Origin of the sequence: Aporhodopirellula sallentina SM41 (assembly GCF_000346505.1) — a bacterium.
GTDB lineage: Bacteria > Planctomycetota > Planctomycetia > Pirellulales > Pirellulaceae > Rhodopirellula > Rhodopirellula sallentina.
Window position 1 is genome coordinate 17,866 of sequence record NZ_ANOH01000224.1, and the last position, 13,079, is coordinate 30,944.

Annotated in this window: 11 protein-coding genes; 6 read left to right on the forward strand and 5 right to left on the reverse strand. The window is 50.8% G+C overall.

The annotated features are described in order from the left end of the window. Positions 1 to 186 precede the first annotated feature (186 nt). A complete protein-coding gene (locus RSSM_RS15200) occupies positions 187 to 699 on the reverse strand; it encodes a hypothetical protein (RefSeq protein ID WP_008680377.1) in 513 nt (170 codons plus the stop codon). A 9-nt stretch (positions 700 to 708) separates the two neighbouring features. Continuing rightward, a complete protein-coding gene (locus RSSM_RS15205; protein ID WP_008680381.1) occupies positions 709 to 1,428 on the reverse strand; it encodes an ATP-binding protein in 720 nt (239 codons plus the stop codon). On the opposite strand from RSSM_RS15205, the gene RSSM_RS31720 reads away from it, so the two are divergent. From RSSM_RS31720 to RSSM_RS15245, 6 genes are all read left to right on the forward strand, one after another. Continuing rightward, on the forward strand, positions 1,421 to 3,463 hold the full coding sequence (locus tag RSSM_RS31720; protein WP_008680379.1) for a recombinase family protein: 2,043 nt from the start codon (positions 1,421 to 1,423) through the stop codon (positions 3,461 to 3,463). The genes RSSM_RS15205 and RSSM_RS31720 overlap by 8 nt on opposite strands. Positions 3,464 to 4,785: 1,322 nt before the next feature. Continuing rightward, positions 4,786 to 6,333, forward strand: a complete 1,548-nt coding sequence (locus RSSM_RS15225; RefSeq protein ID WP_008680384.1) for a hypothetical protein — start codon at positions 4,786 to 4,788, stop codon at positions 6,331 to 6,333. A gap of 177 nt (positions 6,334 to 6,510) precedes the next feature. Then, entirely contained in the window at positions 6,511 to 7,260 is a 750-nt protein-coding gene (locus tag RSSM_RS15230) for a helix-turn-helix domain-containing protein (RefSeq protein WP_008680386.1), read from the forward strand. Positions 7,261 to 7,461: 201 nt separating this feature from the next. Beyond that, entirely contained in the window at positions 7,462 to 8,001 is a 540-nt protein-coding gene (locus RSSM_RS15235) for a hypothetical protein (RefSeq protein ID WP_144059839.1), read from the forward strand. Between the two features lie 221 nt (positions 8,002 to 8,222). After that, positions 8,223 to 8,816 (forward strand): hypothetical protein, encoded by a 594-nt coding sequence (locus RSSM_RS15240; protein ID WP_044302644.1) that lies wholly within the window; start codon positions 8,223 to 8,225, stop codon positions 8,814 to 8,816. Beyond that, positions 8,816 to 9,688: a DNA adenine methylase gene (locus tag RSSM_RS15245; RefSeq protein WP_008680392.1), complete on the forward strand. Its 873-nt coding sequence runs from the start codon at positions 8,816 to 8,818 to the stop codon at positions 9,686 to 9,688. The genes RSSM_RS15240 and RSSM_RS15245 overlap by 1 nt, the downstream gene beginning before the upstream one ends. A 9-nt stretch (positions 9,689 to 9,697) precedes the next feature. Here the strand turns inward: RSSM_RS15245 and RSSM_RS33205 are convergent, their stop codons facing one another. The 3 genes from RSSM_RS33205 to RSSM_RS15265 all read right to left on the reverse strand — a co-directional run bounded on the left by RSSM_RS33205 (position 9,698) and on the right by RSSM_RS15265 (position 13,079). Continuing rightward, entirely contained in the window at positions 9,698 to 10,246 is a 549-nt protein-coding gene (locus RSSM_RS33205) for a DUF7002 family protein (RefSeq protein ID WP_144059840.1), read from the reverse strand. A gap of 432 nt (positions 10,247 to 10,678) precedes the next feature. Beyond that, the gene (locus RSSM_RS33210; RefSeq protein ID WP_160168136.1) at positions 10,679 to 11,965 is read right to left on the reverse strand and encodes a hypothetical protein; all 1,287 of its coding nucleotides are present in this window, start codon (positions 11,963 to 11,965) and stop codon (positions 10,679 to 10,681) included. Further along, positions 11,910 to 13,079: a hypothetical protein gene (locus RSSM_RS15265; RefSeq protein ID WP_008680402.1), complete on the reverse strand. Its 1,170-nt coding sequence runs from the start codon at positions 13,077 to 13,079 to the stop codon at positions 11,910 to 11,912. Before RSSM_RS15265 ends, RSSM_RS33210 begins: the two co-directional genes overlap by 56 nt.

Genomic DNA, 13,079 nt, shown 5'->3' on the forward strand with positions numbered 1-13,079 from the left:
AAGGTTGCGATCGCATTCTGGTTGGTGTCGAGTTCCTGCTCGCCGGGGAGGCTCCGTCTCCTTCGCGTTGGCTCGGCCGCTGTGTTCGCTTTGTGGCGAGAGGGCTTGGAACGGTGGCGAATCATCGATTCGTATCCAATTTTGCTCTGCCAAAAAGTTACGATGCCAATGGGGGCGCTCATGCCATTACTCATGGTCGCGGATCAGTTGGCGACGTCGTTCGTGATACCGCCGTTTCGCACTGTTGTATTGGTCTGCCTTCGCGCAGGTATGGATGATTCCCCATACCGACATGCAAATAAAGATGATTCCGAACAACGCCATCGGAGGGAACGCGATTCCGGCACCGACGGTCCAGAAAATTCCAAAGACCGTCACGAATCCCCCCATGGCAATGGCTGTCCCTTTATCAGGAACGCGTTGGGTGCCGTCCTTGTTGGTGGACATGTATTCGCGTCGCTCTTGTTCCCACTCGCGGTCGAGTCGGTCTAGTTCGGAAACGCCTTTGAGTTTTGCGACATCCCGGACGAGCGTGTCGGTGGTCTGTTTGATTTCCTCGAGCAGTTCGGTTGAGTAGCTGCTGCCGGTGTGGTGGATCGCGAGGTGAGCGTTGCAATAGCCGCAGGTGACAAATTTGGCCGACTTGCGAACCTCGATCGGTGCACCGCAGTGGTTGCAGCAGAGTGAGAGAAGTTTCATCGGTGTGTGTTAAACCCACAAATCGGCGTCGAGGTTTCGGTAGCTGATCGCTTCGGCGAGATGTTCTTCGCCAATCGTCCCACTGCCGGCGATGTCAGCGATCGTTCGAGCGACCCGCAAGATCTTGTCGTGTGCTCGGGCGGAAAGGCCGAGCGATTCGACTCCGGCACGCAGCAATTGAACGCTGGCCGGTTCGAGTTCACAGTATTGTCTCACTTGGCGGCTGGTCATCTGAGCATTGTATCGAACTGGGCTGTCGCGGAACCGTTCCGCCTGTGCTTCCCGCGCACGAACCACGTTTTCACGCATCATCGCGCTGCTTTCGCTGGACGCCGATTTCGCCGAAAGTTCTTCAAACGGAACCGCGGGGACTTCGATGTGAATGTCAATTCGATCGAGTAAGGGGCCAGAAATCTTTCCCATGTAACGTTCAATTTGGGGCGGGGTGCAGTTGCAACTGCGTCGAGGGTCGCTGCGATACCCGCAAGGGCATGGGTTGGCCGCGGCGATCAGCATGAAGTCAGCGGGGAACGTGGTGCTGCGTAGTGCTCGGGAGATGGTAACGATGCCGTCTTCGAGCGGTTGCCGCATGACCTCGAGTGTTTTGCGATTGAACTCGGGAAGTTCGTCGAGGAAGAGAATGCCGTTTCCTTGCATTGCGGCTTTGAACTCATCGGTGTAAACTTGGGGTTTCAAACGTTGAAATCGAGGCGAGTAATCGGTGGCCATAGTCTACTCCTACATTCGATTTTCAAGCAAAAAGCAAGAGCAAGGCGATTCGCTTCGGCGACAACGAGAGCTCGGCGACAAATGGATCGAGAAGAATAACCATACCAAAGGCAACCTCACCCTCGAAGACACTGGGGTCAGTGCCTTTCGGGGGAAGAATCGGCATGAAGGGGCGTTGAAGCGTTTCCTCGATGAAGTTCAATCTGGCAGCGTGAAGAAGGGATCGATTCTGCTGGTTGAAAACCTCGACCGATTATCCCGTGAAGGCATCCACCCAGCACTCAACCTCTTCGGAAAAATCCTCGAAGCCGGAATCGACATTGTCGTACTCCAACCCTACGAGCAGCACTACACGAAGCAATCCGCCAACGATCTCATCGGAATGATGATACCGCTAATTCACTTCTACTTGGCGTACTTGGAATCCCAAAAAAAGAGTAATCGGCTGAAAGAGGCTTGGACTGAGAAGCGGCGACGTGCGGAAGAGGGAGAGAAATTTAACAAAAGGTGTCCCTCTTGGCTGAGATGGAGTGACTCAAAGCGGGATTTCGTCAAACGAGACGGGTGGGAAGCAATCCCCTTCATTTTCCAGAAGTCGGCCGAAGGCTATGGTCACCACAGGATTCTTGCCGGATTGCATGAACACTACAAACCGCTGGGGACTTCGGGCACGTGGAACGGTTCGTTCATCAACTCGGTTCTCGCAGATCGGTCGGTGCTCGGTGAACTGCAACCCAAGGAAATCGATGATGATGGCAATCGAGTTCCGGTTGGCCCACCGATTCCAAACTACTATCCCCGAATTATCGATGAAGATTTGTGGTATCAATCGAAATCGTCAAGAAGCACTCGCAAGAAACAGAAGGGGCCAAATAGCAAGTTTCTCAATCTCTTCACTGGTCTTGTCTTTTGCGCTCAGGACCAAAGCAGTATGCACGTGTACTCATCACCGGACAGCAAAGACGGGCGAGTACGACGTATGGTGTCTTATAAACACAAGTCGAAACAACCCGGTGCTTGGCCGGTATCGATTGAGTATGAAAAGTTCGAAAAAGCAGTCTTGTCGTTCCTTTCTGAGTTGAATCCAGATGACCTTCGACCTCATCATGACAATTCGGCGCTTCAAGCTAAAGAACGAGAGCGAGCAGGTCTGGCAGCGCATCTCAAACAGTTGCAGGAGACTCTTGCCGATCCCAAGTTTTCAAACGTCAAGGCTCTGGCTCAGACGCTCAAAGATGTTGAAGAGAAGCTTTCAGCTCTCGACCAGGAGATTGATAAACTCAATCAGGCGATGCACCGACAGAATCCAATTGCAGAGGCTCAAGGCGTGCTTGCGGTTTTAGAACAGCCCAATGAACGAGAGGAAGCGGAAAGGCTTCGGCTTAAGGTCAAAATGCTGCTGCCCGAAATTGTCGAATCGATTTGGGTCAAACCGGAAAAGTACCGGTCAAAGAGCGTTGCTGTTATCCAGTTGAACTTCTTAGATGGAGGAGCTAAGCACCTGCTTATGTTACCGGATCGTTTTATTGGCACACGAAGTGTGACTATCCGAACCGGAGAGAAAGCTGACACACTTCCGCACTTTCCCTATTCGATTTCTTGGGCCACAGACCTTCGTCATCCAGAAGGTCATCTGTCTTGGTCTGCCAAGGACATCATGGAGAAATCCGACTCGGCACTTCATCCCGTACCAACGGCGAAGCCACGCAACATTGCGGAAGCTGCGGAAAAATGGCTTGCGCAGAAAAGAAATGAAGTGGACGCTGGGTCGTACCGCACAATACCTGCCGCAATTCGCCGAACAGTTCGTGCATTGGGCAAGGAACTCAAATGCGCCGACCTAAATAAGCAAAAGTGGGGAAAGTGGAAGCGCACGCTGAAGAGAATGCTTTCAAACGGAGAGCTTACCGTGAATACGGCAAGAGTAAATTACAACCGAAGTAAGGAACTTCTCGCTTGGCTGTTCGAGGAAGGTCTTACAACTGAATGGCCGGGATGGAAAGAAAGTGCAGCGCAAGTCTTGAGCGGTGAATGAGCAGTAGTTCATCTGGTGCAATCCCTCACGGCTTGAATTTCGCTGCAAACCAGTTCAAGTCCTCGGTCCAATCTTTGTCCGCAACCGAGTAGTCGTAGGACGGGCGCACTTGCTCGTCCCGCCGTTTTCTGATGTGTCCAGCTATGGCGTAAAATCGCTGTTTCGTGCCAGGCATTCCCCATCTCGCCATGTACTCGGCTGACCCCGCATTCGGAAGTGCGCCCTGAAACGCATCCGTAAGGATTCGCCGCCTCTCTGCTCTCGGCGCCCCATTCTTCCCGACAATGTAGCCCATTAGATGCAAAGGGCTTTCGAATGGGTCATCCCTTTGCTCCGTTTCCACGAGAAAGCCGAGGCCAAGTCGGACTAGGTCTGCCTTGCTACCGCCCATCGAATCAACAAACCCCAGAAACCCCGACAAGTTTTCTCGACCCCATCTCTGAAAATCAGACTCGGCGTGCCGGTCAAGGTACGCTCGATTAAGTTTGTGTTCCATGACAGTAGGCACCGCCATACTTGTGCTTTCGTTAACCCACTGTAATTCGTCTCGGCGGTACACGACTCCACCTACCTCGATCTCGAAGCTCATCTTCCAAAATCCCGTTGTGTGATTGCTCATCCTCCGAGACAAATTTGCTCGCTCTGATGATCCCGCTATCAAACGCAACGGGGAAGACGGTTGGCAGGGGACGCTTGAAAATTTAACCAAAACCTCACAGTCTGTTTATCTACGAAAAACTGAAAGCTTTAGTGCGCTGCCGAGAAGGCAAGCTGGAGAATCACTTCACAAGCAATCTCTTCGTTGGTTAATAGCCGCTTCCTGTGAACGTCTTAGTGGTCTGGCACGACCCACTTCCGTTGTTAACGGATAACTCACGGTTATCAATCGACGAAGCAACTTCCGGCAGGTTCCACGCAACTTCCTACAGGCAAAACACTTAACTGCCCATGAACTGCGAAGCAGGCGGTTAATAGTGAGGCAAGCCTGACCTGCTTGCGCCTAATAGCACACATCGTAAAAAAATTCCAGAATTCTTTTCCGAATAATGAGGAGAACGACACTCTCATACATACATACACGAAAAGGAGGAGTGTCGTTATGAATCAACTTTATGGACTTGGTCAGGTTTCACGGATGACGGGCGTGCTGCGACATCGCATCATCTACGCTTTGCAGAACGGTTATTTGCCGGAGCCGCAAGCATGGATTTCTAACCAGCGTGCTTGGAGCGCTGAGGAAGTCACGCAGCTCGCCGGGTATTTTGGTTCGTCAGTTGAATGGCGATCAACACAAAGTCCAACGAAGCACGTCTTGTAGCCCTATGAACGGAAGAAAACTGACAGCATGGATGAACAGCCAAGCCTTCCTCGGTGTGTACGAAGGAGTGCAGGAACGGTTGCGCCTTCGTGAGGCTGGGATCGACAGAGAGCAACCAGTCAGGAAAAAGCTCGAACGGCGTGATCCCGAATACCCGGTCTCCAAAAAGACACCGCTGGCTTGGCTCAAGTCGGTCGTTTCTGAAATCGACGTGGGTCAGAAAGTGTTTTCCAAAAAGCGAGGGCACACCCACCCAATTCATCTCAACACGAATAACGAGATAAAGACCCATTTTGAACGGCTGCGATGGGGAAGCGGCTCTTGGCTAAAAAGCAAGTGGACCAGCGATGTCATCGCATCGCACTGCTCAGGTGAAGAGACTTATTACTTCGCAGGTTCCAGTGAGTCGTACAAACCGTACACGCTCGTGATGATCGATGTCGATTGCCACAACTACGGCTCGCTCGATGGTGCATTGTCGTATCTCGAACACTTGCGGGAAGCACATTTTCCCAACCTTTACTTTGAGCCTTCCACCAACGGAAACGGCGGTCATGGCTACTTCCTTCTCGACAAAGAAGAGATGTCGGCTCAGGGCATCAAGCCGATCCTAAAGGAACAGATTCAGATTTGGTTGAATGACGTTGCCACAGATTTCGACGTGGAACTGGTCGAGGTAAAAGGGTTACCGCCTGAGTTGTCCTGGGGAACGGATCAGTACGAGCTAAAGGCTTACAAATCTGGCGTTCTGGCCAAGGCGCCTCGTGGCCTACTGGATCGTTTTAGTGAGCTTCGCAGTACCACGGTCATGACCGCCAGCGAATTGCGAAATCTTCCTGCTGTCCAAACGCCAAAGAAGTTTGCGAAACCCAACAAAGTGTCATGTGCTTCCGCTGGCTCCGTAAGTGGTCACCACTTCACAACCGAACATCTCGCAGGACTGGACGAAGGCGGCAAGTATCACGCCGTCGCACAAGCACTGTTGTCTGGTGAAGATTTGACCACAAGAAGCCGAGCCAAGGTAACGGTTTTGGACATGGCCATCGTCTTGATGCTTGGTGAGTTCTTTACTGCCAACATGAACTCAGACGGATCGATGCCAACTGCCCGCTGGGAAGGGATGTGGCGAAGTCTCTGTGAAGAGAGCCACATTGATCGTGCTTGGGACCACAAACGGTTCAAGCTCATACGTGATCGATTGTCTTCGTTGGGACTGATCGAATGGGAAGATCATTCGTACTGCGTGGGTTGGAAGAAAGAGGATGGCGAATATGTTCCAGGGCGGTCCGCCAAGTGGAAACTCTCGTCTGAGTTGATGGAACAGCTGTCATCTTCCATTGATTCTCCCGTTTCCGCTTCCTCACCCGTTTCTGAGGAAGAGAGAGAACATCCTTTATGGGAACAGACTTTTATCGATTGGTGTTCGTCCCTCGTTGTTACGCCAGACAACGAGACAATCCGACCAACTCTCGTCTTCAGGCAACCGATTTACCTCTTTTCACCCGACGAACTGACGAAGTTTGTCCAACCAGCAATGCAATTTGCCGCTTGATCCACGGGAGCAGTGCGCCATATCGGTTGGGGAACTTCATATCCTTGGGTGCAACGCTTTGCTCAAAAGTCGCTGCGTTCGTTTAACATTCCGTAGATTGTTCGTAAAATCACTACGCTTCAGTAGTTCACTCGAAGATTGAGGTTCTCAGACACACAAATTCAACAGGAGTCAGCAATGACGAAAGCGAAAACCATATTTTCTGGTCTTGTTTCCAGCCAACGAATCGATTGTTCGGCAATCGACCAATCTCCAAACCGGGTTCGTGTTATCAGCGGTGCAAACGAAGGCTATTATCCCCTCGCTGGGAAGACCATTGCCAATGTGCGCAAAGGATTACGTGATGTGTTCAACCTGTCTCTCGACCTGACTGCGTTGGTGAACGGAGTCGCTAGGGACGATGCCACCATTCTCGAAAACGGCGATGCCGTGGAGTTTTGTAGAGATTTCGGCACCAAGGGAGGCGTTCATGACTTTTGGTCACAGAGTGAGTTAATCGAATTGCTGGGACCTGAAGCCATCGATGAGTTAAAAGAACTGGGCGAGCATCCCGTACAGGAAACGGTTTACATCAAGCAGCAGGTTTCGGCGCTAATATTCGCTAGGTCATCGAAGCCTGGCATCGCCGAAGTGCCGTCCGGCAAGTTGATCGTGGACTTCTCAACAATGACTCTTTACTACGGTGAACAAGGACCGTTCAAAATTGACGGTTCGCTCAAGTTCAGGCTAATTCAGCGTCTTTCAATACGCCCTGGAATTTACGTCCACTTGGATACGCTGAAGAGGGATGTGTGGAAGGACGAGTTCGTCAACGATGAGACGCTAAACCGACAAGCACGGTTCGCACGGAAGGCGCTGAAGCAAATGCCTCTTCCAAACGTTACCCTCGATTTCAAGAATCACTCTTGGGCGTTGCAGTTGGATTAGAAAATAAAACTCGTCGTTTGCTGTGTCATGAAAAGAGCCGAGGAAAGTCCTCGGCTCTTTTCATTTGAACCCATAGCATTGGACACCTTCCGCCAGATTTCCGCAGTCGTTCCCCGGAACTTCCGAGCAACCTGAGAAGCTGCATGTACGTCGCTGATGTTTGGCGACTGAATTTTCTGAATGCGAAACAAGGATAAAAAAATGAACGACGATCTACTTTATACCGACTTTGGACACGGGGATCGAGAGTACGAAGTCACGCCTGACAGATTCGACGAGTCGGAAGAAAGTGTCATGCCATTCGCTAAGCGTCTGGAGAAGACGATCTCGTCTCACTACGCAATCTTCACACTATCAGATTACCCCGGCTGGACACGCTTAATGTCCACGGCAGGGATGCCGGTGCCTCCCGATCTGAGTCAGCTTTCTGATGATGATGTGCGAGAGTGGGGCAAGAGAGCGATCACAGCCCGTTACTGGATTGACGATGACTCCATGAGCCCAAATGAAATCTGCGAGAACCTGAAGTGGTATCACAACATCATGGATCAAGTAATCGCACGACTCGGCGCAAATGATTCGGCTCTGCACGAGTATTCCGCCAAGCTCGCCGCAGTCGATTGGGTCGAGCCAGACGACGTGATTACAGAAGCGATTTACGAGCATGGAGTTCCTTGGCTGCTGTCGTTCGTACGGAAGGTAGTTGACGTTGCGTCTGACTCGCCCACATCAACCCCATAAACCTTACAAGACCTTTTCTGTTCGCTTCTGCTGATCTTCCGCATGTCTCGGACTCCTCCAGCGCATCGATCAGTACGGCCCGCAACTTCGATCCTTCGGTCGAGTTGATTCCGAAACTTTTCCGTAGACGTGCCGCATGGCTTCCGTCGACTTTGTGATACTCCCCAAACCTCGCTGATTTCAAGCGAGACCTACCTTTTTAAAACCCAAGGACTACTGAAATGACAAAGAATGAAAAAATTGATACTCCACTCCAAGAAAAGTTTGCAACTTTTGTAATGACTGCTTATGTCAAGAGTTGTGGTGCGGATGGGATGAAACCACTCAGCGAATGGCTTAGTTCTAGATGTTCGGCCACCGACTATGACGCAAGCAATGCAGACGGGCTGTGCGACGAGTTTATTCATCAAGAATGCGAAGATGCTGACGATAGCATCGAGTCGTTGGAATCCCTCACAGGAGTTGAGATTGGTAAAGCATTGGCTGGAGATTGGGATACTTCCTGTCTTGACTTTGCTGCGATGTATCAAGAGTCTGATGTGGAATGGTATCCAGCGGTATCTGAAGGCGATGCGATAGGTGAACGGGAAGATTTCCTTCGCCATATTCAGGAAATGGAAGCCGATGGTGAATCAAGCCAGGACGGCGTAAACGACGTTCAAGAATTGTTGAATGACGCCCCTCATGAGTTTCTTGATGAAGAAAGTTTTATTCGATATATGCAAGAAGAGGCAGATCGTTCTCAAGCCAAGAGACGGCTGCAACTCAAGGCGGATAAGGTTGATGGTGTCAATTGGCGAAAGGAGGGATTCTGATGCTGACTCACGACTTGGGTGCTGCAACTCGATTAACGCTGCCGCTGAAGTGGCATGGCGGCAAGCATTATTTGGCGCCGAAGATCATCGATCTGATGCCTCGGCACTTGCACTACGTCGAGCCATTTGGCGGCGGGTTGGCGGTCTTACTCAATAAAGACCCGTTCGACCCACGACACCAGTGGGGCAAGGCGTCGTATGAACAAGGCGTCTCCGAGGTTGTGAATGATGTCTATGGCCCACTTCAGAATTTCTGGAACGTCTTAAAAGACTCGAATACGTTTTCGGATTTCCAGCGTGTCGTTAGCGCTACGACGTTTTCGGAAGTTGAGTTTGATGCTTCGGCTGAGCGATTGTTTCCAGCGCACGAACTCGACGTGGAAGCGGCAGTGGCATTCTTTGTGCGCTGTCGCCAGAGTCGTGCAGGTTCCTTCAGAAGTTTTGCCACATTAAGTCGTAACCGAACACGAAGTCGAATGAACGAGCAGGCTTCGGCATGGCTGGGCGCCATTGATGGACTTGAAACGGTTCATGACCGGCTGAAACGGGTCGTTATCTTGTGTCGAAATGCCCTGGATGTCATTTGCCAACAGGATGGTGAAAGGACGTTGTTCTACCTTGATCCTCCGTACTTGCCTTCGACTAGAGCAAGCAGTGGCAACTACGAACACGAGATGACCAACGATCAGCATGTCTTGCTACTCGAAACAATCCGTGCCTGTAAAGGCAACGTGATGCTTTCGGGTTATCCGAACGACCTTTACAACGAAATGCTGGACGGTTGGAACCGACACGACTTTGAAATCGACAATAAGGTTTCCGGGGCGCAACAAAAACGGGTAATGGTTGAGTCGGTTTGGTGCAACTTTTAATCTCACTGCTTAAAAGTTCCAAGGAAAAGAGCGATGAATGAACACGGGATAGATCACGAGATAGCCATTAGAAAGCGAGTGCTTGCTCGGATCAGTCACCATATGACAGAGGACGTTATCCGCATCGCTGCGGATGCGGTTTCCGATCTGCTGTTCGATGCCGACGACGAAATGGCCTACAAGTTGTTTGCCTCTTTCATTGTAAGTGCCAAAGTGGCCACGGTCTTTGCATAGCAAGCCAGTATGATCGCCACGCCAAAAGAAGACTCGACGGTTAACGAATTCGACAAGATCACCAACTTCCCATCCATCTCGGAAATCGACATTACCAGCGGTCAGAGGACGCTGATCTGTCAGAACAATTTTATCATTTCCGATGTTGAACCTAAGCATGTCTTCTCGTCGCTTCCTAAGCCACTCTTGCTTGTTGCCAAGATCGAGCAGCCTTGCAGCGGACTCAAGCGTCATGGTACGTCGGATTCGTTCCAGAGACGGCAGATATGTAAGGTGAAACAGGAACGGCGTCCGGTCGATCAACTTTGTAAAATCAATTGCCATTGGAGAGCGTCAGCCTCAATTCAATCGGTCGATGATCACTTGATGTTTTGTCATCTGTACAATCACTGTCACGAATGATCACACTACAAACCAGATCGAGTCACGAGAGCAAAGAATGACGATCTCTTTCATCCCCGTTTCAGTCAACGCTAAAGACGATCTTTATGAACAATCATTTTGTCGTTGGACGGTTACATCCCAACCACCGCAATGTGTTACTGTCCAGATAAAAATTTTGGAAGCTGCATATGTTTGTGTTTTAGTCTGGATCTGGAAGTGTTGTTTTTGGGATCCAACCTTCGTCTTGGCTCGACGACTGTTCCGTTTCACCAGCGTTTGCTTCGTCCTGTGGAGATTCCCCGCCTGAATTACCGCATCCCAAGAATGAAAGTAAGCAGAAAACAAGGGCGAGATTCCTTATTGTCGATTTTGTCATTTGCCAATTCCGTTGCCGTTGAGCCAACTGAGTTCAAATTTGTCCCGAACTGTTTCGTCAATAGATTCATACCAAGCTGTCGCCCCATAAGCCCCAACTTTTGATCCGCCAAAATAGCCGCCGACGCCCCCTATGATCCCACCGATTATCGATCCCGGTAATGCACCAACGCCAAAGAACTCAACTCCAATTACAGCACCAATAGCAGCACCGGTTGCCCCGCCTGCAAATGCTCCAGTCATTCCCCCAGCCGACGTTGCCAATTGAATATTTCTTTGCCGAAGAGAAATCGCTCCACTCCGATAGGCATACTCAACATCGAAGATCTCTTTGGCATCCACAGCTACGGCGACGAATATTGCGATTCTGCCCGCTGACCGCTTGATGATTGTCGGAGCCAACTCATTCTTCGATTGTCGGAGAACTGCGGTCCGTGCCGCCTTGGTTGACTGTGCATTTTGACTTGAAGCAGACACGAGTGAGCGTTTGCTCTGTTGCGCTGCCGTCTTGCCGAGATAGTCAGACATGCTCGATGCGTTGATCTGATCTAACCCAGCTAGTGCTCTCGCAGCCCAATTTCGTGCTGTCGTTGAACTCGCTCGTGCCTGAATATCTTTCAGCAAGCGTTCAATTGATTGACCATACCGCATCGCTCGTCCATCAGCGGCATACCCAGTCAATTTGCCCGTTTTCGTGTTGACGTGCATCACTTCGCCCATGGACTCAATTGGAACACCGACAGCTTTACGAAATCGGCTGATGTCCAGCGCTAGTTTCTTTTGTGATGGATCACCAGAATTGCGCATAATCCGAAGGTTTGCCGCTAACCACCGCCGAGACATCTGCTTTCCGCCGTACCGAGTCTGCCCCAGTTTAGGCTTTGATGATCGAGTGGTCTTTACTTCGACAAACCGCACATCTTTGATTCTTCCAGAGAGTCCTCGTTTAACAGCGACCCGGTCGATGCCATTATTCGCCCCATGTTTGATCTCGTGAATTTCGTTGAATCCACGCAGTCTCAATGACTGGTCAGCGAAGTTCTCTCCCCAAGCCCCCACGCTAGTCCGCCAATTTCCGGCAGATCGTGAAGTAGCAGGATGGGCGACCGGATGGTCAACAAACGGACCTGACTGCAACATGGTCCCTTGCGCAAGCAATCCTGTGGGGCCGCAACCCAGCAAGACAAGGGCCAACAAAATTATCGGTGATTTTTGCATGGTGTGCTTCCTAATTCTTGCTTCTGAGAATTCGCATTCGAACTGCCTTGACTTTCTCATCTTCATCAGGAAGTTCCTCAAATATCTTCTCCCAAACTTCGTTGTGGCGTCGAAGTACATAGGGCGATAGTTGTTCTTCGTGAATCTCGGCCAGATATCCGATTTTCTCTTGCGGGGTCGGTTTTTCGGCGGACTCAATTTCACGAACTCGTGCCAAAGATTGCTTGTTGTACAGCCAAGTTTTCTGACGCTGTAAGTCTTTCACAGCATCCTCAACAGTCGCCGACATTGCGACTGCGGCTTCGATTCCCGACTTTGAGTAAGGCATTAACTCTTGAAGTAAATCGTAACCCTTATCAGCCATTCGCCCGAGTTTCCGCCCAATCTCGGGAGCTTCTTCGTTCGATGCCGAATCTGCTTTACTGTTCAGTTGTGCGGCGCTCGTCTGCCATTCATTAACTCTGGGTTTTATTTCTGCGAAAAGGCTTTCGATACATTGTTGTTCAACTGCATCTATCTTCTCGTAAACTTCCATCAAGATCGCTTGGTTCAACTGCGCAGTCTCGGATTGTTCTCCCATGGCAAGTTGTAGCTGGAGATCATCCAGAAGTGATCTGGCTTGCTCAGCCGCCCTTGTTCTTACGGAAGTGGGATTCGTTTCATTCTGTGCGACAGACACAAATTGCGACACCGAGTCGAGCGGCTGGGGAGGTTCGAACTCCGATTCGCTCGCAAGGAACTTCAGCTGAAGATCCGTGAGGCGTTTGCGTGCGGCTGCTACATTTTGGGGACGCTGAAAGTAGACGAGGGAGTCACCACGACCAAGAAGGTCTTCGGCCAACGCTTGAGCCTCTTCGGACTCGAACGAAGACGCCTGATCAACAAAACGGACAACCATGTCAAACAGTTTGGGATCGGAAGGGGCGAGCCTTGAGGCCACTAGGAGCATGTCAAACGAGCCCGCAAAATCACCGGCCCCCAACAGGTCTTCTGCATTCGCAAGGGCATCCGCCACATCGTCCCCGACAACTGCGGACGAGGCCGCTTCGCCAATTACAACGGTCTCCGGTTTCGAGCAAGAGTTCGTCGCAACAAGTGGCAAAAGCACCAACAAAATCGCAAGATTAACCCACGAAAGAAATTTCTGAGCGTCCGACATCGCTGGATTGCCCGTCTCCAT

Bases quoted from the DNA above. Each gene is read 5' to 3' on its own strand.
- RSSM_RS15200 (WP_008680377.1), bottom strand. From the start codon at position 699: ATGAAACTTCTCTCACTCTGCTGCAACCACTGCGGTGCACCGATCGAG.
- RSSM_RS15205 (WP_008680381.1), bottom strand. From the start codon at position 1,428: ATGGCCACCGATTACTCGCCTCGATTTCAACGTTTGAAACCCCAAGTT.
- RSSM_RS15225 (WP_008680384.1), top strand. From the start codon at position 4,786: ATGAACGGAAGAAAACTGACAGCATGGATGAACAGCCAAGCCTTCCTC.
- RSSM_RS15230 (WP_008680386.1), top strand. From the start codon at position 6,511: ATGACGAAAGCGAAAACCATATTTTCTGGTCTTGTTTCCAGCCAACGA.
- RSSM_RS15235 (WP_144059839.1), top strand. From the start codon at position 7,462: ATGAACGACGATCTACTTTATACCGACTTTGGACACGGGGATCGAGAG.
- RSSM_RS15240 (WP_044302644.1), top strand. From the start codon at position 8,223: ATGACAAAGAATGAAAAAATTGATACTCCACTCCAAGAAAAGTTTGCA.
- RSSM_RS15245 (WP_008680392.1), top strand. From the start codon at position 8,816: ATGCTGACTCACGACTTGGGTGCTGCAACTCGATTAACGCTGCCGCTG.
- RSSM_RS33205 (WP_144059840.1), bottom strand. From the start codon at position 10,246: ATGGCAATTGATTTTACAAAGTTGATCGACCGGACGCCGTTCCTGTTT.
- RSSM_RS33210 (WP_160168136.1), bottom strand. From the start codon at position 11,965: ATGAAGATGAGAAAGTCAAGGCAGTTCGAATGCGAATTCTCAGAAGCA.
- RSSM_RS15265 (WP_008680402.1), bottom strand. From the start codon at position 13,079: ATGGAGACGGGCAATCCAGCGATGTCGGACGCTCAGAAATTTCTTTCG.